This window comes from Sulfidibacter corallicola (assembly GCF_017498545.1).
GTDB classification, from domain to species: domain Bacteria; phylum Acidobacteriota; class Holophagae; order Acanthopleuribacterales; family Acanthopleuribacteraceae; genus Sulfidibacter; species Sulfidibacter corallicola.
This window is the reverse complement of sequence record NZ_CP071793.1, coordinates 8,138,068-8,160,634: the sequence shown is the minus strand read 5'-3', so window position 1 is coordinate 8,160,634 and position 22,567 is coordinate 8,138,068. Positions and strand designations below refer to the sequence as shown.

The following is a 22,567-nucleotide window of genomic DNA, read 5'->3' as shown; positions in this document are numbered from 1 at the left end:
TGGGCGCGGTATCGGTTCTCGGGGCGCTGGTCTCAGCGAGGTTTCTGTCCCCATGCAATGAGTCGATGCCCGACGGCTGAGACCAGGTCCCATTGGTTACCCAACCGATCCAGAGGCCCTGGTTGCCAGTGGCCGCCGATTCCGGTTGGGCGTCGGTTGTCGAATTAGCGGCCGAAAGGCGGCGGGGTGTCACAGGCGTTCTGGTAATCTTCCATGGCCAGGTACAGGTCGTTCAACGCGTTCACCACATCCAGATCGCTGCCATCCTCGAACAGGAAGTCGACCAGGAAAGGCATGCCGTCGATCACGGTTCGGTGGCAGTTGGTAAAGGCGATTCCGGTGGTGGTGTAGGTTTCCTGAATCGCGGCATCGCTCAGCGCCTGGAAAAATGCCTCGGAACGAATGGAAGCCGCGTAGACGGGAATGTCTTCGAAGGTATCGGCAACGACGCTGAGGGGCTCGGTCAGGGCGACCGCATCCTCGTCCAGCAGAATGTCATTGGAAGAGAAGTACTCGAAACCGGCTGCTTCGACCTGGCTTCCATCACCGGAGGCCTGCAGGCCCAGGAAGGGCAAAGTACCATTACCGAGAGAGTCTTTGGTGTCGATTTGGATGTAATTCCCATCGACAGTGATTCGGATGTATTCGCCCGTCGCAATCTCGGTAAAGATCAGCGTGAAGCCTTCTTCGATTCGATCCTGGTCGAAAAGCAATCCACCTTCGAGATCGGGATCGATGGGGCTGTTCGTGGCGCCCGCACCGCGATCGTCGAAGATTTCGATTTCGAAGGTGGGGTCGGGCCCAGCGCCGACCAAACCACCAGCCAGACCGGGCATCAGCGACGCCAGCAGCAGCGCAAAGAGGATTCTGGTTTTGGTAGCATTCAAAAAAGAAAAGGTCATCCGTGTTTCTCCAACTTTTTTCAACAATTGCCCGTGGGCAAGATTCGGTTCTTCCAGGTGGCGCGCACGCGCTTTGAACGGTGCGACGCAAGTCCGGTCATCATCGATTCGCGTGGTATGGGAAGCCGCCCTCATCTCGACGAGGCCACCCCATGGATCTGGTACACAATGCAATGCGTAAACGAGTTTAAAATCCGGCAATTTTCACTCAAAAAGCCGCCTTTTTCATACTCAAACGACCCTCTATCTAGGTTCGCAGTAAGTTCGTGAAAAACCACCAAAACGTCTCCCAAAAAAATCACGGCCAATGATCCGGACTGTTGGCGCTGTTTCCCACATCGCGGGCTAGTTCCGCCAACCTGGCCAGTTCCAAAGTTTTAGGATCACCCTCACCCCAGATTTGACGAGCGGCGGGCAGGATATCTCCGGCAAGGAGACGACTCTCGGCATTGCGGCCCTGACGATCCAGGGCGACGACCAGCAGACGCTTCAGCTCGATCACATCTTCACTCTCGGCCGACAACAACGTCGTCAACGGTTCGGCATCGCGCAAATGGTGTTCGGCCTCAGCGGGACGGCCGGCCGCAACCAGGATGCCGCCGAGAATCTTGTGCATCATCAACGTGCGTACATTACCGTCGCCAAGAACCCTTCGCAACACGACCAGGCTTTCCCGAGCCATGGATTCGGCCTCTTCCAGGCGGTTCAATTTGTACAAGTCGAAAATGTAGTTGCCCTTACCCTCCAGCGTGGTGGCATGTTCGGGGCCGAAAGCCGCAAGCGCCTCGCGATACACTTCTTGATGGAGTTCGGCGGCGCGTTCATAGCGCCCCCAGAAAAGATAGAGATTGGCCAGGTTGTTGCGCGCCTGCAGCGATCTTTCGTGACGCGGCCCGAACTTGAGGACGAGCTTTTCCACGATGGCCTGCAGGATCGCTTCGGCTTGCTCGTAACGGCCGAGCCGCGAGTGTACGTTGGCCCGTAGGGAGGTGATCAGCAAGGTGTGGGGATGGTCTTCGCCGAGGACCTCTCGCATGGCCTCCATCGCCGATTCACAGAGCGCTTCCGATTCGGTCCATTTCCCCTGTTCGTGACTGGCGACCACCACATTGACCATGGCGACCAGCGTGCGGGGATGCCGTTCTCCAAGAAGCATTCGCCGGATTTCAAGGATCTCGGTGTAGATTTCCTCGGCTTCCGCAAAGCGCGATTTGCGCAGATACACAGCGGCCAGGCCGCTCATGGCATTCAGGGTTTCCCTGGCCTCGGGACCGGCTTCTTGGCGAGCGTTTCGGTACAGGCGCTCGAAAATCGGCAGGGCCTCGTCGTTGCGACCCTCCATGCGCAGCACACGGCCCAGCAGTGCCTGTGCCGCTCGAGTCAGGACATGAGACGGTCCCAATTGACGCTCACGGGACACGACGACCCGGTTCGCCAATTCCCGGCATCGAGCCAGCTCGCCCTTGAGGCGCAGGACTTTGGCCCATTGATAGGCGCTCTCCGCGGTTTCCAGGTGATCGAGTCCGTAGGCCCTTTCCATTAATAGATGGGACGCTTCGAAATGGTGTTCGGCGAGATCGTAGACACCCAGGCCCAGGTAGGTCTTGCCGATGGTGCGGTGCACCTGGCCGGCGACGTCGGGTCGCGCTTCACCTTCGCTGTCCAGCCGCTCGGAGAACCCGTGGAGCAGGTCCACGACACGCAGGTCCTTGCCCTTTTCCTCGGGGTTGGCCGAAGACAGGAATTCGTCCATCATGGCCAGGGTTCGCGAGGCCCGGTCGGCCTCGTCGCGCGCCAGTTTCTCGGCGGTCTTGGCGCGCAGTAGGCCGAAACTCAGGCCGACGACGCCCATGATCAGCCCCGCCATCAGCAGGACCGCGGCCGTGACCACGTAGCGGTTGCGACGAATGAATTTGCCGATGCGGTAGGACACGTCGGGCGGACCGGCGGCGACCGGTTCGTCGGCGAGGTGGCGTTGGATGTCGCGCGCCAGGTCGGAGGCGGAATCGTAACGGCGATCGCGGTTTTTGGCCAGGGCCTTGAGAACCACCCAGTCCAGATCGCGCCGTAGCGACCTTGTGAGTTGAAGTGCGTTGAGGCCACGCTTGGCGGCGATCGCCGTCGCCTCCGCGTAGGCCAGGCCCGGCAGGGAACTGGGTTTGGGGGCATCTTCCTCACGGATCACCTCCAGCAGCCGTTCCCAGCCGGATTCGCTGAGGCGCGCCACATCGTGTGGCAACACGCCGGTCAACAATTCGAACAGCATCACGCCCAGCGAGTAGACATCGGTGCGGACGTCCACGTCGGTATCGCCGACCCGCGCCTGTTCCGGGCTCATGTACCCCAAGGATCCAAGCGCCCCACCGACCTGGGTGAGACCCAACGATTGGGGATCGGCCGAACGGACCACGGTCACGCCGGGATTCACTTCACCGCCGGTGGCCTTGGCGATGCCGAAATCGATGATCTTGGGAATGGCGACGCCGTCTTTTTCGCAGACCAGCACGTTGGCCGGTTTCAAATCGCGGTGCAGGCAGCCGCGCCGGTGGGCGTAGTGAACCGCTTCGCACAGGCGCATGAAAAGCTCGAGGCGACGGCCGAGGTCGTAACCCTGCTCGTCGCACCAGGTGGTCAGCGGCGTGCCGCGGATGTATTCCATCACGAAGAAGGGCCGGCCCTGGTCGGTGGCGCCGGCGTCGTAGACATGGGCGATGTAGGGGTGGTTCAACCGCGCCAGGGTATTTTGTTCCAATTGAAAACGCGTCAGTACTTGGCGGGTGTCCATGCCGACTTTGATCAACTTGAGCGCGACCTGGCGCTGGATCGGTTCTTTTTGCTCGGCGAGGTAGACGATGCCCATCCCGCCTTCGCCCAGGGTCTCGCGAATTTCGTAGGGCCCGATGTGGTCGCCCGCCGCGAGCTCCAAGCCGCGATCGTTCCAGTCGATCAGGGCGTTGCCCAAAAAATTCTCGCTGGAAGCGGCGGCATCGACCTTCAACATCTCGACGACTTCACGGTGAAGTTCGGAATCCTCGGCCGAAAGACGGTCGAGGTAACGCGACCGGTCGGTCGGATCCATCTCGAGGGCCTCGAGGAATGCGGCTTCCGCCTTTTCCCAACGATCGAATTCCACCACATCCCCTTATCGCGAGAAGACGCCTTTTTTCGACAAGGTGACAATGACAAGACAAATATTAACGTCAAATCATCGTCTACCCAAGCTTACTCGCCAAAACTCTTTTGGCAAGTAAAATTTCCAGAAACCCATCAAAAAGGAACGCGACAAAGCGGCATCCCACCGGAAGACGGCCCAGAACCCGGGATAAATAACATATCGAAGCAGTCTGGTTCCAGTACATTCCCCGCTTTTCCCAAAAGGTCTCCGACGGTTTGCGGGAAGAATCCCTTGGGTGTTTTCATCACGCGTCCTTCTTCCGCCGAAGTAACAAAGGCTGGCGGGTTGGGGCCTCTCGGAGTCACGGGACCACCCACTACTTTCTCTCCACATACAAATTCCCAAAAGCGTGATAGGATTTCGCCATCTTCCCCATTCCTTTCGGGCGGCGCCTTTTGGACGGCGTCAATCGCCCGGTTCCCCTTCCGGGGCTTCCTCAAAAAACCCTTTCCGAAACCCATCGGCGGGGTCGATTTTCACGAAACGTGCGGCTGTGTTTGCCGTGGAGGTGCTGCTTGGATCGCCATACCATTTTCGATATGGTCGTCAAAAACGTCGCCGAGGTCGTACCCGACCTGGCCGGACACGACTTTCAACTGACCGATTCCCTCGTCGAGCTGGGCGTCGACTCGGTGGAACGCTCCGAGATCGTGATCATGACGCTCGAGAACATGAACCTGAACATTCCGGCGGTGCAGGTCTTCGGGCCCAAGAACCTCGGCGAATTGGCCGATTTGCTCCACGCCAAGGCCCTCGCCCTCTGATTCGATGCCGACAAGGAGAATCCCATGACCCTCGCCGGAGTGGAGGCGCTGAACGTCTTCGGCGGAACGGCTTATTGCGACGTGGCCGAATTGGCGACCCATCGCGAGCTGGATCCCAAACGCTTTGAAAACCTGTTGATGGCGCAGAAATCGGTGGTCCTGCCCTACGAGGACCCGGTCACCTTCGCGGTGAACGCGGCCAAACCGATCGTCGACGCCCTGTCCCCCGCGGAGCGCGACCGCATCGAAATGCTGGTGACCTGTACCGAGTCGGGCATCGATTTCGGCAAGTCGCTGAGCACCTACGTCCACCATTATTTGGGCCTCAACCGCAATTGCCGTTTGTTCGAAGTGAAGAACGCGTGCTACGCGGGAACGGCCGGCTTCCAGACGGCCATCAATTTCGTGGCCGCGCAGTCCTCGCCCGGCGCGAAGGCGCTGGTGATCGCCACCGACATTTCGCGTTTCATGGCGGTGGACGTGGCCGAGGCCCAGGAGGCGGAGTGGGCCTATGCGGAACCCAGTTCGGGCTCGGGCGCCGTGGCCATGCTGATCGGCGAGAACCCGGTCATCTTCACCCCCGATCGCGGCGCCCACGGTTATTACGGCTACGAGGTGATGGACACCTGCCGGCCGACGCCCGACAGCGAAATGGGCGACGCCGACCTGTCCCTGTTGTCGTACCTGGACTGCTGCGAGCAGGCCTTCGGCGAGTACGCCAAGCGGGTCCCGCAAACGAATTTCCGCGACACGTTCGACTACCTGGCCTTTCACACGCCGTTCGGCGGCATGGTCAAGGGCGCGCATCGCACCATGATGCGGCGAGTCGCCCGTGCCAAACGGGACGAAATCGACGCGGACTTCGAGCGACGGGTGGCGCCCGGTCTGACCTATTGCCGCCGCGTGGGCAACATCATGGGCGGTACGGTGTACCTGGCCTTGGCCGGTACCATCGATGCGGCCGACTACCGGGTTCCCGTCCGCGTCGGCGTGTTTTCCTACGGGTCCGGCTGTTGTTCCGAGTTCTTCAGCGGTGTGGTCAACCCCGGCAGCCGTGAGGCGCTGGGCCGCATGGCGATCGGTACGGGACTGGACCAGCGCTATCGGTTGTCGATGGCCGAATACGACCAGATTCTGGCCAACAGCGGTCAGGTCCGATTCGGTACGCGCGATGCGGTCCTGGACGTACAGGCGATCGTGCCGCGCGCGGTCGAAGTGGCCACGGCCAAGGGGAGCCTCGTCTTGACCCGTATCACGGCCTATCACCGCGAATATGGGTTCCTGAACGAAACCCTTCCCGCCCAAGGCTCGCGGAATCCCTGACGGCCAGGGCGAATTCGCGGTACCGGATTTCCCGTCCGCGATCTGCCCGATCCGTTCCGTTTTCGCTTGGATTCGAGGGAAGGCCAAAGTTATGATTCGGGCCACTAGAGGTTGGAACCAAGGTGACCCTCGTCTCTGGGTCCAAGCAATCCCAGTGGGGTTTCACGGTGTGCGTTTGCCGGCATGGGTGGTGTCCACGCATCGCTGCATCCGCACCACACGACACCCCAGTGATGGAATCGAATAATAAGGAATTAGATGCTATGAAGTCAGCTCGTGAAGCACTTGTGCAATTGAAAGAAGGCAACCAACGGTTCGTTTCGGGGGTTCGCAGTGTCGATCCACTGCAGAACCAGTCTCGCCGAGACCAACTGGTTGCAGGACAGGCGCCCTACGCCGTCATCGTCGGCTGTTCCGATTCGCGCGTCCCCGTTGAAACGGTGTTCGATCAGGATTTGGGCGATCTGTTCGTGATTCGGGTCGCCGGTAACGTGATCTCGCCGCCACTCATTGGCAGCGTGGAATTCGCCGCGGCGAAATTTGGTACACGGCTCGTGGTCGTCATGGGGCATACCCAGTGTGGCGCGGTGGGCGCCACGATCCAGGAACTTCAGGGAAAATCCGAGACGAAGTCGCCCAACTTGCTGTCGATCGTGGACAGCGTGCGACCCGCGGTGGAGAGCCTGCTGGAAACCGACCTGAAAAACGACCAGGAAGCCCTGGTTCGTCAATCGGTGCGAGCCAACGTCCGCTTGGCGGCAGATCATCTGCGTCAAGGATCGGAAATCCTGGAAGATTTGATTGAGAACGACGGCCTGATGGTCATCGGTGCCGAATATTCGTTGGAAACCGGCGAGGTGGACTTCTTCGACGGCTGCGACGACCAGTAACGACCCTGCGTCATTTGGAACGCCAAACCGTGGTGCCCGCCCTACGGGGGCCACCACGTGCCTGTCGCCCGAGCGCGAACACGGCACCGTGTCGGGGCACGAATTCAAGAGGCCTGTTCCGAGGTCATGTCGACGCGAGTTGACGCTTGATTGCGGTTCAATGAGCCGCGAAGCCAAAAAGCGCGCATCTTGGAAGGCCGCCAACTGGACCCAACCCAAGATGTCCCCTTTCCCTGGGTCCCCATTCCCTGCCCCTTTGATTGACGGTTAGCGGGAAGCTCTTACAACATATTAAAACGTAACACGTTGCACGTGCCTGTCCCCGCAGCACCCGCCCGCAGCACCCGCACACTCGGCCGAGGAGTTCACTGAGGATGCAATGGAGTCGATCCGGAATTCGCATCACCACCGACCTGCGGGACATCGATCTGCAGGCGGTGCACGCGTATTTGACACGAAGTGCCTGGTCACCGGGTATCTCCCTGGACCGCGTGGAAAAAGCCGCGCAAAACTCGGTCTGTTTCGGCCTCCTCGATGGGAACCAAACCATCGGCTTCGCCCGGATGGTGACGGACCGCGCCACCTTCGCCTATTTGTGCGATGTGTACATCCTGGAGGCCTATCGCGGCCGCGGCTTGAGTAAGTGGCTCATGGAAACCGTGATGAACGATCCGGAGTTCAAGGATTTGCGTCGGGTGGTCCTGTGTACCTCGACCGCCCATGGTTTGTACCACCAGTTCGGATTCGCTTCGTTGGCGAAGCCCGAGATATACATGGAAATCCACCGACCCGATGTATACCAGCCCCGGGAAGATCGAAACATGGACCACGAGTGACAGTTGGCGTGACGCTTCATCCGGGCAATCAAGCAGGAATCCAGGAATGACGGAAACCTGGAATGGAAACACATTGGGTTCGCCTTAAGCGGCACTTTCCGGCTTCCTCCCTTCCTGGCTTCGTGATTCGTTTTGACGACGGCAAGACCCAACCCGGGTCGAACCGACCCCGAATCGAATGCCTTGATCTCCGAAACTTGAGTGCCGCACACAACCCGCGAAACGCAAACGCGGTGCGCCCGCCTGTCGCCCAGACATCATTGCGGTAGTATCTCTAAGCGTTTTCGTCTGGTTTTTCGAGTGTGACGCAACAGCGAAATCCGATGTTACTGTAACTAAACCAACGCGGCAGGTAGTCTCGAGATGTGATACTTATGTAATCTACGTCAAGCTCCCATGACCCACCGCGAAGGGGTCGACCGACCGTGTCAGCTTCTTCGAGCGGGTTTTCTACACCCTCGAGCCGCTCTTGATCAACGTCCTCGGACCCTGAGTCGAGGCACCATTCCCAAACGTTTCCCAACAGATCTTGGATTCCTTCAGGGGTTTGCCCTTTAGGGTAGTGATCGACCGGTGTCGTCCTGCCTACCTCGAGATTGCAGTTCACCAATTCGGAGGGCTTTGAATACGCGTCACAGCCAATTTCGACAATGTCCAGTGGTTCGTTGCCCCAGGGAAATGCTCGGTTTTGCTCGCCTTTTGCGGCCCATTCCCATTGTGCTTCCGTTGGCAGGACGGCCTTGTAACCGTGATCCAGGTTGCTGGACAACCACTTGCAGAACGCATTCGCCTCCAGCCAGTTGACCCCGACGACCGGCTGGAGGCCGCCGTTATAGTCGCTGTTGCGGCGAAACTTCGGTCTGACGTCTGACCGCAACCACTTGGAATCATAGGTCTTGAAAAAGTGTCCGAACGCATCCTCGTGCTTTTCGACGATTTGCCCGAGCCATTCCTGAAAATCATCTTGCTTCAAATGAAGCCATCGCCAACCCTCTTCCGACCAATATGCTTGTTCCTCATAGCCGCCTGAGTCAATAAATCGTTGAAACTCAGCGTTTGTAACCGGGTATCGCCCCATCCAAAAACCTTCGGTAATGCGCACGGTATGGGCCGGTTTTTCCTCTTCGAAAGCACTGTTGTCACAACCCATGGTCAAGACGCCAGGACTTAAAAATCTCCAGAAATCGCTTGGGTCGAAGATAGGATGGAAGTCAATCATGTTTTCACCCTCGCTGACATCGTGCCCTTTCCTAACCTAACATACTCGCCATCCCTTGTTGATGCCGGAGATCTCCAATTGGATGGGAGGTTGGCGCCTCATCCGGACAATCAAGCAGGAACCCAGGAACGACGGAAACCAGGAATGGATGCGCATTCGGTTCGCCTCGGGCGGCACTTTCCGGCTTCCTCCCTTCCTGGCTTCGTGATTCATTTCGGCGCCGGCAAGACCCCGCCCGGGTTGAACCGACCCCGAATCTCTCGATCCCCTACCTGGTGCAGGTATTCACAAATCCTTGAATCGAGCATGCTGTGTACGCTTTCTTCAAAGATCTGAAGCCATTGAACTTTCAACGAACCCAGTGGTCAACGAATAAAAAAACGCATAAAGACACACGAAAGACGCCACAAAGACACCAAAAAGACATATAATTCACAGCATAACCGAGGCGTCCACAGAAATGGATCCAACGGTAGCGTCTTGGAAGTGAGGTTCCCCCTGCAGCCAGGCCTCATCTTAATTCGGAATGTTGGATTACCCACGGCTTGCAGACAAATCGATCGCGACATTTGCTTGTTCACTCTTGCCTATCCAAGGTCTCCCAACCGAAAGGCCTTTTGGGCATTTCGACAAAACTACTCCCGAGTATCGAGGTAGTTTCTTATGAAACCCTTTCCCCGAATCGTTCAATTTCATCTCCTCTTTGCCCTGAGTCTCCTTTCATGGGGCCTGGATGCCTATTCCGAATTCCGAGTTCACACCCAAATTCCAAATTTTTTCTCGGACCACAGCCACAATCCGGTTTCACCTATGATCTTCGAGATCTCTGGTGACGACTTCGCCGCTGCCTCCCCCGAGGCGCCGATCTATCTCCGTATTTCTTTCACCAAGGGAAGTAGATTGAACCACACTCTTGTGGATATCGACCAACCCTCGTGGCCATTGATCCATCGCCCGATCTATCTGCCCATCCAGCTTGCAACACGCGGGGCCGGTTATGGCATCCATGCTCCTGCCGATTCGGTCTCCATCATTCGGTGGCGAAAAAACGAGAGTGAAGTCTGGCTGGCCATCCGATGGTCCTCCACAAGTTGGATCAATGGCCCCAATGGTCCACAGAGCCCAACAGCCGAACATCCTGTTCGGATCGACCTCGGGCTGGCCGCCGCCACCCATTGGTTGATCACCGAGCCCCACTTCCGCGAGGAAAACGCGAATCTTCCGGCACCCGTTCGCGACCTGGAGCATATGGGAAAAGGTGACACGCTATCTACATTGCTCTGCGTGAATCCGAAAGACAGTACCTTGTCCACCACGAGTCCTTCGACAGATGCGTCACTGGAATTTGCAAATTTTACCTTTTTTGACCAACAGACTATCGGCATCACCACCTCTTTCTATATCGACCTGGGTCCGGAGCTGGAGATTGATGGTGGACCAGATACTTCGCTCGGCCAGTTGATTGATTCTCCACTCGGTGCGGAACTCGAATTGACCGCCATAAGCTCTCAAAGTGTCGAAATGTGTCCCGAAAATCAAGATGATTTCGGGCTTTATTCCCTTCGACACGACGCACAATTCAGGGTTACGGACCTTTCCAGCAGACCCATCAAGAGTGGAACCCGCCTCAGGTTGACCTTGGGAAGCGCAGAACAATCGGGATTTCGCGTTCTCGTCGATGAAAACCAAAACCTCATCGACGGCTTCAGTGCCTCCGGCCGCGAAGGGACCTTTTTGGTCGATCCTGAGTCGTTGACCAGCTCGTTGGACATAAGCGCTCCCTATTCGGAGGGCCCCATCATCGGAGACGAGGGACAATACCTGGCAAAGTCCGTGGAAGTCCGCTACCGCAGCCAAGACTCACCTGAAGCCCTGGAAGGCACGCTCGCCTGTGTCATGTGGACTCCCCACCTCGACTTTTCCGATACCCCCTATTTCCGATTGGAGGCAAGACCGGTAATGCGCGAAACGACGACCGATTTGGACCCGGACTTCCAAGGATCGGAACAACCGGCATGGTGTGGCACCCAGTTCTTCAGATCCCCCCAAATCCCATGGCCCGAGCGTGGCCGATTCGAACGTTGCCAGAGCGTCGTCATTCAAGACTCGGCTCTGCGTACGTACTTGCTTTCTCATTTTGATTTAAACCAAAACGGAGTTTTGGATTTCGAGGAGGCCCCTTTGGTCGATGCTATCGACGTCAGTGGCCAGGGTGTACGCCAGTTGACAGGTCTGGCCGAATTCTCGAATCTCCATACACTGCTGGCTGGGAACAACAAAATTACGTCCCTCGAAGATCTCGATGAGCTGCCGCATTTGAGGGTGTTGGAACTGTTCGGCAATCGCATCCGCGACTTGGTTCCATTGGCCGACAATCCTGCCGTGGGAGATTCGTCCGAGGACCGCATCCTACTCGAAGAGAACTACTTGAACTCGAGAGCCTGCGAGCAACTGAGTATCTTGCAGGCCAGAGCCGACCAATTCAACGCCACATTGAACTACCAGCGGCAAGGCGATCGACCCTTTGTGACCACAATAGCCAGGTGGGCGGAACAAGGAGGGTATTCGGTTCTAGACATGATATCGCTACAGCGCGATGGCGCTCATCTGTTGCCGCAATACCCACTTGAATGTGAATGAGGAAAAACCATGATACTCGAGACGAAATCGTCGACAAAGATGAAGGCCAGAATCGGCAACATGTCGAAAATTCCCCTATCGGGGATATTGACCTGGATATGCGCCATCATGATGGTGAGTCAACCAAGTCGAATACATGCAGGAATAAAAATGCGCCAAACCGTAAACCCAGTGTTCATAGCTGGCTCCTGCGAACAAAATGGAATCATCTTTTTCTCCTTCGAAGCTGACGATTTTTCTTCGGCCAGCCCTGAAACACCCATCTATTTGAAATTCCAATTGCAGAAAAAGGCGCGGTTGTGCCGCACGGAAGTCAATCAAGCCGAAGCGGATCGGATCGGCTTGGATTTGGCTGAGGTGTACCTACCCTTGATGCTTCGATATTCGGGCCAGTCACCCGAGATGACCGTCGCCGCTCCTGGAGATACGTTGAGTGTGGTTCGGTGGGTCGCCGGCGAAGACAGCATTTGGTTTCGCGTTTCGCACTCTTCTTCGACGTGGCTTCGCATCGGTGATGCATTGAAACCGCCATCCCCGGAACATGCCGTGGAAATGGTCTTGGGAGTTCCTGCAAGTGAAGGCTGGGAAAGACATCATGATGCATTTGCAGATGGTCTCGCCAATCTTCCATTCGCCACCCGGAACCTGGAAGTTATGGAACATGATTATCCGGATGCAGTGAGCCTGATGCTCTGCACGAATCTGAGTAATTCCACACTGCGCGCCTTACCCGAGCCCCAGAGTGTGTCCGGTTTGAATTTGAATCCGACCGCTTGGAGAGGGCCCTTGGATGAGCTACAGACAATCTCGTCACCCGCGACGTTTCCCCAAGGGAGAGTCTTTCCCCTGCAGTTGTCCGGATGGAATGGGACACCTCTCCCGGAAGGTATTTTTATCGGCCGCGGATTCTCCTTCGACTGTGATACGCACATATCGAACGCAGAGCCGGTTTATGTATCGACCTGCTCTGATGACACTCCCTGGGTTACTGCCGGCGGCAACTTCGTGGCCCATTCCATATGTGGCCAAGGCCGTGGGGTACACAAATACTCGCGTTTCCGACTAAGGATCCCCACAACCCATGATATGGGTTTTCAGGTCTCCGTAGATGATCAAGGCGAACCCCTTGGCGCAGCACATATTTCCGGTCGTGCGGAAACCGTGCTCCTGGTCGCGGGTGCCTTTTCTGGCCAGGTCGATGGCAACGATCTGTTTTCGGCGCCCTATACCGACACTTCGGATTTAGTCCAAGTTGAGGGTGTCTGGTTGGCAAAAGGTGCCGAGGTCATGTACCTCGGCGCCGGCCACCCCGTTGGATTCGACATTCATTTCAGCTTTATTTTGAACCACCCAGCCAATGGGCAGGCCGCCGACATCATTCTCAGTTGCACTGGATATCTCACGAACCGCGACTCGACTCAGGATTCGGACACACGCTTTTCTCTCGCGACCCAAAATATCGCTTGTCAGCCCTCTGAAAGGTACGTTACTTACACTCCTTCTGGGCAAGAGCTGGATATGGGACAGTTTCAAGCCTGCCCTCCCTGATTCACCGATAACCAGGAAACCGGGAGTTCCTTTTCCGGACAATCATTTCTATTATCAGTGCTTTTGCGTCAACCACAAGCCACATAAACAAAACGCGTTGCACCCACCTGTCACGACGATTTCTCGCCATGAGGATTCCAATGGGAGCGGGCGTCTCATCCGGGCAATCAAGCAGGAACCCAGGAACGACGGAAACCAGGAATGGATGCACACTCGGTTCGCCTCGCGCGGCACTTTCCGGTTTCCTCTCTTCCTGGCTTCGTGATTCATTTCGGCGACGGCAAGATCCAGCTCGGGTTGAACCGACCCCGAATTGGCTTCCTCGATCTCCGACGCGAGACAGACACACACAACTAGCGACAACCAAATACCTTGTGCATGACTATCACCGGCAGGGCCCTGCGCGCGTGGTGGCACAGCGCCGTTCGTAAGAGTTTGTAAGCCATCTTGAGACATTTGGGGTTGCGGCGTACTTTTCAGGTCGCGGAGCGGTTCCCAGCACGACTCAGAGACACCCTACCGACTCCGAAATTCGTTCCGGAGGTAATCATGCGACCCCAAACAGACATTCCACCGATACGGCGCAACGCGAGGAAGCGCGGCGCCTTCACCTTTGCCCTGGTTCTCCTGTCCGTATCGTTTCTCGCCCTCTTCGGCGGTCGGCCGAGCAGCGCCGAGCCCAAACCAGACGCCAAACGCGAAGGACGGGTCATCGTCATCGGCGCCGGCATGGCCGGCCTCTCCGCGGCCGATGCGCTACACGATCGCGGCTACACCGTCACCGTGCTCGAAGGCTCCGACCGCATCGGTGGCCGCGTCTACACCAACAACGACCTCGGCGTGCCCATGGATCTGGGCGCTTCCTGGATTCACGGCATCGACGGCAACCCGCTCACCGCACTCGCCGACACCCATGGCGTGCAGCGCCACGCAACCGATGATGAAGACGCCCGCGCCTTCGAGGCCGACGGCACCCCGATCACCGATGCAGAATTGGCGCGTTTCGAAAGCGAGTTCCAAGGGGTCCTGGAGCGGGTCTTCATGCTTGCCTTCACACTCGAAAACGACGTGACCATCCAGCAGGCGTTCAACATGGCGATCGAAGGTGAAGATCTGACACCGCGCGAGCGACGCATCTTCGACTTCCTGGTCGCCAGCAACATCACCGGCGGGATCGCCGCCAATCTCGACGACGTCTCCCTTCTGGCCTATCGCGATGCAGAACAGTTCCCGGGCGACGAAGTCGTCTTCCCCGGCGGCTATCATCAACTGATCGAGCCGCTGGCCAAAGGCCTGGACATTCGCACCGGTCATTGGGTCAGCGCCGTGGATTACGCCGGCTCCGGCGTTGCCGTCACCACCAACCAGGGCACCTTTCACGCGGACTACGCGGTGGTCACCGTTTCCCTGGGTGTCCTGAAATCCGGCGGCATCCAATTCACGCCCGCGCTGCCGGCCAGCAAGCTGCAAAGCATGGAGCGCCTGGGCATGGGCGTCCTCAACAAAATCGTGCTGCATTACGACGCGGCCACCCCCTGGCCGTTCACCACCGAGAACGTCGCCTACATGAGCGCCGAAAAGAACGAAGAACTGGCGCTGCTCAACATGCGCCACATCACCGGCACCAACACCCTGCTCGCGTTCACCTATGCGGATTTCGCGCGCCGTATCGAAAGCGAAACCGACGCGCAAATGGTCGGCCGCGTGCTGGCCACCATTCGCGAAAGCTACGATCCCGCGTTCCCCGAACCCGACGGCTACCTGGTCACCCGTTGGGATTCGAACCCCTACACCCTGGGTTCCTACTCCTATCATCGACTCGGCAGCAGCAGCCAGGATCGCGAAACACTGGCCGCACCGCTCGAGAACAAGGTCTTTTTCGCGGGCGAGGCGACCCACCGCACCCACTCCGCCACCGTGCACGGAGCCTACATGTCGGGTATTCGGGAAGCCGATCGCATCAGCGCCCTGCCGCCGCTCAAGACCCTGCGCCAAGTGATCCCCTGGGTGGTGAACAACGAGGATTGGACCAGTCGGGTCGCCATTTTCAACCACAACGACCATCCCGTTTCGGTGCAGTTGACCGCGGTGCCTCGAGATCAGGACCAAACCTCGCGCGCCATCGACGTCGAGGTTCCCGCCAACGGCCTTTACGCCGCCGAGAGTGGCGACATCTTTGCCGAGTTGACCGGTTACAGCCTCGCGGTCTCCTCTCCGGACCCCGACGTACACGCCTCGTTCCTGACGTTCAACCGCGGCGCCGCCAGCGGCCGATCTCCCGCTCAAACCGGGGCCGTCAACGCGGAAGAGTTGTCGCGACAATTGCTTTTCGGGTACGTGCCAGGTAGCGAGAACGCCGCCATCGTGCTGACCGCACCGCAGGCGAGCGGCGTGACCCGGGTGACCTTGTCGCTCCACAACGAGCAGGGTGCCCACGACGCGGCGACCATCGAACTGACCGACAATCGCCCCTTCGCCAAGGTCCTGAGCGACATTTTCGAGGGGCCCATCCCCCAGGATGCGGCGATCGTCGCCACCAGCGACAACCAAATGCTCGCGGGAACCGGATTCGTGTTCAACAACTTCGGCGAGCCCTCGATGGCCAAGGCGCTGCCCATCGAGCAACCCTGAGGCGTGCCCAGCCAGGATCGCCCCGGTTTGGTTCCAAGCCGGGTGATCGCCTGGATGGGCTCGCTTTGATGTGTCGGGTTTCGGCTGTTTCGCTTGGTTGGGGCAGGCCATTTCATGGGCGCAGTACGCGCAGGCGAAGCCTGTTTTTCGGGCTTGGGAAGTCAGCCGCTTCGCTGTTAGGCCAAATGATTGGTTTTAGGACACGTGCTTCGATTGGTGGAGCAGGCTGCTCCACCTACAGGCCTTACGTCGCTCTCGAGATGCGGGGATTATGGGCCATGCGACTTCGTTGCGGCGTGACGAGGGAAGTTATCGGCTTCGCTCCTTGGCGTAACCCACTTCTGTTTCCTGAGTTACTTCGACGCGTCGGCCCAGCGGGCCAACCTACAGGCTCGACGTCTCCCTCGTGATGCGGGAACCGGGAACGATGGTACTTCAACAAACGGAGAGCTAGTGGAGACTAGGGCTACGCTCGATGCTGTAACCTGTTACCAATGAAGGGGTTGCTTCGATTGGTGGAGCAGGCTGCTCCACCTACAGGCCTGACGCCCCTCTCATGATGCGGGGATTATGGGCCCTGCGCCTTCGTTGGGCGTGACGAGGGAAGTTATCGGCTTCGCTCTTTTGCGCAATTGATTGTCGTTGCTTGGGTTGTTTCGATTGGTCGGGCCGGCGGCCTTACCGGCCCTGCCTTACCGGCCATGCCTTACCGGCCCTGCCTTACCGGCCCTGCCCGACGTCTCACTCTCGTTCCGGGAACTACATGGCGTGGACCATGGCTGAAGGCATTGGGAAAAGGCACGCACAGCGGCCTTTGAACCGATCTGGCCCGGGTGATCGCCGGAGGCCTCTCCCCGTCAACTCGGGGTACAATACCCGACGCGGCACACACGACAAAACGCAATCGAGGCCTGTTCGATCGCCAGAACGAACACCGACGACAACACGGAGACTTCCTTGACGCATTTGGTCCTGGTCGAAGACGACGAACGCATGGGCGGCTTGCTGAAATTCTTTCTCGAGGGAAAGGGGTTCCAAGTCCATTGGGAAAAAAATGGGCCCGCCGGCCTGCAGGCGATCCACGAACACACCCCGGACCTGGTCGTTCTCGACCTGATGCTGCCAGGCTACGACGGCATGGAAGTGTGCCGCCGAGTTCGTCCCACCTACGCCGGTCCCATTCTCATGCTGACCGCCAGCCAGGCGGACGTCAACGAAATCAGCGCGCTCGACCTGGGCATCGACGACTACTTGACCAAACCCTTTCGCAAAAGGGTCCTGGAGGCCCGCATCCGCGCCCTGCTTCGGCGCGCCTCGGCCCCGGCCACCACCCAAATCGCGGCACAGGGTCCGCCAGACCTGGTCTTCGGCGATTTGCGCCTGGCCGTCGGCCAACGCGAGGCACTGCTCGACGGCGCGCCCCTGCAGCTCACCGAAGCCGAATTCGAACTGCTCTGGCTGCTCGCACGCCGTGCCGGTGAAGTCATCCCCAGAGACGAAATCTACGCCGCGCTCAAAGGCGGCCACTACCAAAATTTCGACCGCGCGATCGACATGCGCATCTCGGTGCTGCGCAAAAAACTCGACGACGCGACGGCGCCCTACCGCTTCATCAAGACGGTGCGCGGCAAAGGGTACCTTTTCAGTGCGGGTCCCTATGGCTAATTTGTTCGTTCGCCTCTATCTGGCCATGATTTTGACCATCTTGCTCGCGGCGTGGATCGCCGACCTGCTGCTGGATCGCCCCTACACCGAATTTCTGGAGTGGGAGAACAAGGTGCTCACCGAGACCACGGCGCGAGCACTCCATGAAGAACTGGCCATCCCCGATTTCGCGAAACGCAAGGCGGCCTTGGAGCGTGAGAGTTCGGAACTGCTGTACCACGCATCCCTCAAACCTCTGGCTTCCTTGGATCTGAGTGCCGAAGAACGGCGGGACCTCGCTGCGGGGAACCCGGTCTGGCGCGTGGAAATCGGCTTCTGGGACGACACCCTGGAAATGTACCAAAACGACCTGGACCCGAACCACGTGGTGCACTTCACGCTTGGCGACTACTACGACAAACCGGAGCTCGCTTACGAGGCCACGGTCCTGGGCAGCCTGTTCACCTGCACGGCCATCGCGATCTTTTTCCTTCTTTGGCCGATTGTCCTGCGACTGCAAAACCTCACCGAGGCCGCACGGATTTTCGGCGAGGGCGACCTCGGCGCTCGGGTGAAAAAGGGCGGTCCCACCGCCATCGCGGAACTGGGCAACGCCTTCAACACGATGGCTCACCAACTCCAGCGCGCCCGAACCCACCAGGAAGTCATGACCCACGCCATCTCCCACGAGGTACGCACACCCCTGGCCCGATTGCGGCTGACCCTCGACATGGCGGAAGACCTGGAGCTTCCCGAACTGCTGGAAACCTTCGTCGCCAACATGCAGAGCGACGTGGACGATCTGGAACATCTTTCGAACGAAATGCTGGGCTGGGCCAAGCTCACCTTTTCACGGGAAAAAGTGCCCCTGGGGCCGATGGATTTGCGCGACACGATCCAACAAACCGTGGAACGCCTGCAACAGATCGAGCCGGCCATTCCCATTGGATTCGCGCCGACGTCACCGCTCCCCTGCCACGGCAATCCGAGCCTGCTGCAACGAGCCTTGAGCAACCTGATCCGCAATGCCCAAAAGTACGGCGCCAAAACCATCGCAATTCACGCCGCGGTCGAAGCCGGTGAGGTTCACATCCAGGTCAACGACGACGGTCCGGGCATTCCCGTCGACGACCGCGAACGGATCTTCGCCCCGTTTGCCTGCGTGGACGAGAGCCGCTCCCGATCCAGCGGCGGGTTCGGGCTCGGGATGGCCATCGTCGAGCGGATCATGGAAGCCCATCGCGGCAACGCCCGTATTTTGGACAGCCCGCTGGGCGGTGCGGGCCTGCGTTTGACATGGCCCGATCAGGGAGATGCCGATCCACAAAGATCCGGCGTCCATCCCGAACCGCCCAAATAGAAGACATCGCCCGCGAAAAGACCGCCCGAGGCGAGCGGATCAGGACCTCGGTTGCCCCAGGTCCCGCGCTTCCCGGGTGAGTCGGTGCGATGGCCCGTAGGCTTTCTCGAAAAGGAGAGCAGCACGAGCCGCACATTTGCGGCTCTCCGCCAGGTCGCCCTTGGCCCGATGGAACTCCGCCAACACGAGCAGGGTCTTGCCGATGGCGGGATGATCCTCGCGCAGGGCGCGCATCTCGATATCCAAAGCGCGCCGCAAATGGTCCTCGGCCTCCGTCATGTGCGCCACTTCCAAATAGTAGGCGCCGAGATGCCGCAGACTGACCGCCACCGAGGGATGATCCTCACCGCGCTTTTCGATGCGCAGATTCTTGGCCCGCTCCAAAAACGCTTTTGCCTGCTCCGGTCGATCGGTTTCTAGGAGGACCATGCCCAAGCCGTCCAGGGACTTGGAGAATCCGGGATGGCCGAGATGGCCGCCCGTTTGGTAGAGTTCCAGCGTTTGTCGGAAAAGCGGTTCCGCTTCCTCGTAACGCTTTTGGGCGTAACAGAGAACGGCCAGGCAGTTGACGAGCACCCCTTGTTCCGGGTGGGCGAGCCCGAGGCTTTGCTCCCCGATCGCGATGGCTTTGCGATACAGGGCCTCCGCCTCGTCCGGGCGCCCCAGGTTGTCGACACACAACCCGAGCGATTTGAGATAGATGGCCATGGCGTAATGCTGTTTTCCGAAGGATTGACGTGCGATGTCAACCGCCTCGGCATAATGGTCGGCGGCAGCCAGATAGAGGCCGCGCTTCAAAAAGATGGTGCCTAGATTGGCGTGGGTCACCGCCACCAGCGGGTGCTGCGGGCCCAGACGTTGGTAATTCACGTCCAGGGCTTCGCGCATCATCGGGTCGGCTTCGACGTACTTGCCCAACTGTAGGGTGGTCACCGCCAAATCGTTGAGCCGCGAGCCGTAGACCGGGTGCTGGGACCCTTTTTCGGCCAAGCACAGATGGAGCGCACTTTGGGCGTAGGCCTCGGCGCGACGATAATCGCCCATTCGCACCAATATCGCGGTCATCGCGCCGTGATTGAATTCAAGTAAAGCCTTGTTCGCGTCGGGCAATCCGTCGAGCAGCACCCGGCCTTCCTCGGCCAGGCACTTCGCTTCCTCGTATTCGCCGCGCAAAAACCGACTCCATCCCAAGCCCGTCAGGGCATGGGCCAGTTTTTCCGGTTCGCGATCCGCCTGTTCGCGAAACAGGGTCACACTTTGGGTCAACAGCTCCTCGGCCTTTTCGTGATCGTCCAAACTGGAGTAGGTCATGCCCAGCGAGATGTAAAGCGTCGCCTGGGTGACGGGATCCTCGATATCCACCCGAATGCCCTCGATGGCCCGATCCAGCATGTCGCGAACCGTAGGCTCCTGCTTGCCCGGCTGATAGCGATCCGACATCTGAAACACCCTGAGCAGCAGTTGACTGATCGATTCCGCCCGGAACAAGGCACGCTCGGCCCGATCCCGTTCCAGTGCGGTTTGGCGCTGCTCCTGGGCCTTGGCCAGGTAGAAACTCAGCGGCAACAGAAACAACACGAGGGCCAACAGGCCGGCTACGACCACCGCGGGTCGATGGCGCCTGATCCACTTGAAAAGCCGGTAGGACCAGTAGGGCGGACCGGCGCTCACCGATTCGTCGCGGGCATGGCAAAGCAGGTCCTCGCCCAAGTCGGCCGGTGAACGATAGCGGCGCTCCGGATCCTTCTCCAAGGCACGCATACAAATCCAGTCCAAATCGCCCCGAATGGCCTTCACCAGTTTCGTCGCCGAACCCGACCGCTCCGCCGCCCATCGGTTCCGCCGATCCTCATCGAAATGGGCGACCGTATTACTGGGAAGACCGGGTTCCTTCTCACGGAGATCCTGCAACCTGCGCGACGCGGGCACGGCGGCCGCCCAGTCGTGAGGCGTCCGGCCGGTGAGCAGTTCATAAAACACCGTACCCAAGGCGTAGACGTCGGCGCGCTGATCGACGCCGCTCTTTTCGCCGTGACCCGCCTGCTCCGGACTCATGTAACGAATGGTGCCCTTCACATCGCCCGTGCGGGTCATTTCGTGATCCGTCTCGAGCGTTTTGGCGATGCCGAAATCGATGATCTTGGGTATGGGATCGCCGGATTCCTCGGTGACCAGAATGTTGGAAGGTTTGAGATCGCGGTGAACGATGCCCTCGAGATGCGCGTGACTCACCGCATCACACACTTTTCCGAAGAGTTGTATTCGCTTTTCGAGGGAAAGTCGGTTTCGATCGCAATAGGTGGTGATCGGCAGGCCGTCCACGTACTCCATCACGAAATACGGATAGCGATCGTCGGTGACACCACCGTCGTAGTAGCGCGCGATGTAACTGTGCTGCAAACGCGCCAACACGCGCTGTTCCAGCATGAACCGCAACCGCTGCTCGGCTTGGAACACCATGTGGGTGAACTTGATGGCCACCTGACGCGAGACGCCATTCGTCTGTTCCGCCAGGAACACCGCACCCATACCGCCTTCGCCCAATTTTCTCGTCAATCGGTAAGGGCCGACCGACTGTCCCGCACCGACGTTGCTCGGGTTCAGCCCCCGAAGGATCGGTCGTTTCAGAAAATCGACCCGATCCATGTCGGCCGACAGAACCGCCTCGACCTCCAGGCGCAGGGCGGCGTCGTCCCCACAGGCCTCGTCGAGAAAGGCGGGACGCGCCGATGCCTCCAAGGCCAACGCAGCTTCCACCAATTCGTCGACCCGCTTCAGAAAAGACAGTTCCACCGAAGTCCTCCTCGTCGGGCTCAACTCCCCGACAGAGCCTTGGCCAACCACATACTCGCCGCCTGCCATTTGCGCTGAATCGTTTTGGACGATGCGTCGAGGAGCTCGGCAATCTCCTTGAACTCCAAGCCGACGAAAAAACGCAATTCGACGATCGCACACTTCTGCGGATCGACTTGCTCGAGGCGTCGCAGCGCCGAATCCAGGGAAATCAGCATGTTCGGGTCGGATGGCGTGTCCTGTTCGAGACCGTTTTCCAGATCTCGGGTCAGCTCCACGTGCCGATACGCGCCGCCCTTTTTATGGGAACGGCGATGACGTGCGTGATCCACCAAAATATGGCGCATCATGCGTCCCGTGAACTTGAAGAACATGGCCCGATTGTGAAATTCAAGATGCCGACTCTCCGTCAAGCGCAGGAACACCTCGTTGACCAGGGCTGTCGGCTGCAAGGTGTGGTCCGGGTTCTCATGCCTCAAACGGGATTTGGCGATCAACCACAAGTCCCGATAAACCAGTGGCATCAACTGGTTCAGTGCTTCGCGGTCCCCTTCGCTCCAGGTGCGTAGCAAGTGGGTGATCTCACCTTGGAACTGCTGCCACTCTTCCCGCGCGACACCCGCATCCACACCATTCAAGGCATCCTCCGAATTGACGGCCATCCGTAACCGACTCCAAAAGGTGAAGTTAACCCATCCAGGCATTTTTTTTGAGCAAATGCCGGAAAAACTTGTCCGCTGGACCTCGTCAATTTCGCTTGATCAAGCAAGAAGACAGTATCCAAACGCAAAAATTCGATCGTAACGTTGGTGCTGTCGCCATGGGGAAGCGACTATCGAAGT

At 58.7% G+C, this 22,567-nt stretch carries 14 protein-coding genes; 9 read left to right on the top strand and 5 right to left on the bottom strand.

From position 1 onward, the window contains the following. Window positions 1-164 precede the first annotated feature (164 nt). Window positions 165-902, bottom strand: a complete 738-nt coding sequence (locus J3U87_RS24940) for a hypothetical protein (RefSeq protein WP_237378502.1) — start codon at window positions 900-902, stop codon at window positions 165-167. Window positions 903-1,200: 298 nt separating this feature from the next. Beyond that, window positions 1,201-4,035 carry a serine/threonine-protein kinase gene (locus tag J3U87_RS24935; protein ID WP_237378501.1) on the bottom strand — a complete coding sequence of 945 codons (2,835 nt, stop codon included), beginning with the start codon at window positions 4,033-4,035 and terminating at the stop codon, window positions 1,201-1,203. Between the two features lie 557 nt (window positions 4,036-4,592). Here J3U87_RS24935 and J3U87_RS24930 point away from each other — a divergent pair. The 4 genes from J3U87_RS24930 (at window position 4,593) to J3U87_RS24915 (ending at window position 7,890) form a co-directional block, all read left to right on the top strand. Next, window positions 4,593-4,841, top strand: a complete 249-nt coding sequence (locus tag J3U87_RS24930; protein ID WP_237378500.1) for an acyl carrier protein — start codon at window positions 4,593-4,595, stop codon at window positions 4,839-4,841. Between the two features lie 24 nt (window positions 4,842-4,865). After that, window positions 4,866-6,164, top strand: coding sequence for a hydroxymethylglutaryl-CoA synthase family protein (locus tag J3U87_RS24925; protein WP_237378499.1), 1,299 nt, complete (start codon window positions 4,866-4,868; stop codon window positions 6,162-6,164). A 263-nt stretch (window positions 6,165-6,427) separates the two neighbouring features. Beyond that, on the top strand, window positions 6,428-7,054 hold the full coding sequence (locus tag J3U87_RS24920) for a carbonic anhydrase (RefSeq protein ID WP_237378498.1): 627 nt from the start codon (window positions 6,428-6,430) through the stop codon (window positions 7,052-7,054). A 374-nt stretch (window positions 7,055-7,428) separates the two neighbouring features. Further along, the gene (locus J3U87_RS24915) at window positions 7,429-7,890 is read left to right on the top strand and encodes a GNAT family N-acetyltransferase (protein ID WP_237378497.1); all 462 of its coding nucleotides are present in this window, start codon (window positions 7,429-7,431) and stop codon (window positions 7,888-7,890) included. Between the two features lie 274 nt (window positions 7,891-8,164). On the opposite strand, the gene J3U87_RS24910 is transcribed toward J3U87_RS24915, so the two are convergent. Then, entirely contained in the window at window positions 8,165-9,109 is a 945-nt protein-coding gene (locus J3U87_RS24910) for a formylglycine-generating enzyme family protein (protein WP_237378496.1), read from the bottom strand. Window positions 9,110-9,772: 663 nt separating this feature from the next. Here J3U87_RS24910 and J3U87_RS24905 point away from each other — a divergent pair. From J3U87_RS24905 to J3U87_RS24885, 5 genes are all read left to right on the top strand, one after another. Further along, window positions 9,773-11,749, top strand: coding sequence for a leucine-rich repeat domain-containing protein (locus J3U87_RS24905; RefSeq protein ID WP_237378495.1), 1,977 nt, complete (start codon window positions 9,773-9,775; stop codon window positions 11,747-11,749). A 9-nt stretch (window positions 11,750-11,758) separates the two neighbouring features. Then, window positions 11,759-13,297, top strand: coding sequence for a hypothetical protein (locus J3U87_RS24900; protein WP_237378494.1), 1,539 nt, complete (start codon window positions 11,759-11,761; stop codon window positions 13,295-13,297). Between the two features lie 549 nt (window positions 13,298-13,846). Continuing rightward, window positions 13,847-15,928 (top strand): flavin monoamine oxidase family protein, encoded by a 2,082-nt coding sequence (locus tag J3U87_RS24895; protein WP_237378493.1) that lies wholly within the window; start codon window positions 13,847-13,849, stop codon window positions 15,926-15,928. Between the two features lie 957 nt (window positions 15,929-16,885). Continuing rightward, window positions 16,886-17,593, top strand: a complete 708-nt coding sequence (locus J3U87_RS24890) for a response regulator (protein WP_237378492.1) — start codon at window positions 16,886-16,888, stop codon at window positions 17,591-17,593. Further along, on the top strand, window positions 17,586-18,932 hold the full coding sequence (locus J3U87_RS24885) for an ATP-binding protein (RefSeq protein ID WP_237378491.1): 1,347 nt from the start codon (window positions 17,586-17,588) through the stop codon (window positions 18,930-18,932). Before J3U87_RS24890 ends, J3U87_RS24885 begins: the two co-directional genes overlap by 8 nt. Window positions 18,933-18,971: 39 nt before the next feature. Here the strand turns inward: J3U87_RS24885 and J3U87_RS24880 are convergent, their stop codons facing one another. Together J3U87_RS24880 and J3U87_RS24875 are read right to left on the bottom strand one after the other, a co-directional pair. Further along, window positions 18,972-21,725, bottom strand: coding sequence for a serine/threonine-protein kinase (locus J3U87_RS24880; protein ID WP_237378490.1), 2,754 nt, complete (start codon window positions 21,723-21,725; stop codon window positions 18,972-18,974). 20 nt (window positions 21,726-21,745) lie between these two features. Continuing rightward, window positions 21,746-22,387: an ECF-type sigma factor gene (locus J3U87_RS24875; RefSeq protein WP_237378489.1), complete on the bottom strand. Its 642-nt coding sequence runs from the start codon at window positions 22,385-22,387 to the stop codon at window positions 21,746-21,748. Window positions 22,388-22,567: the final 180 nt, after the last annotated feature.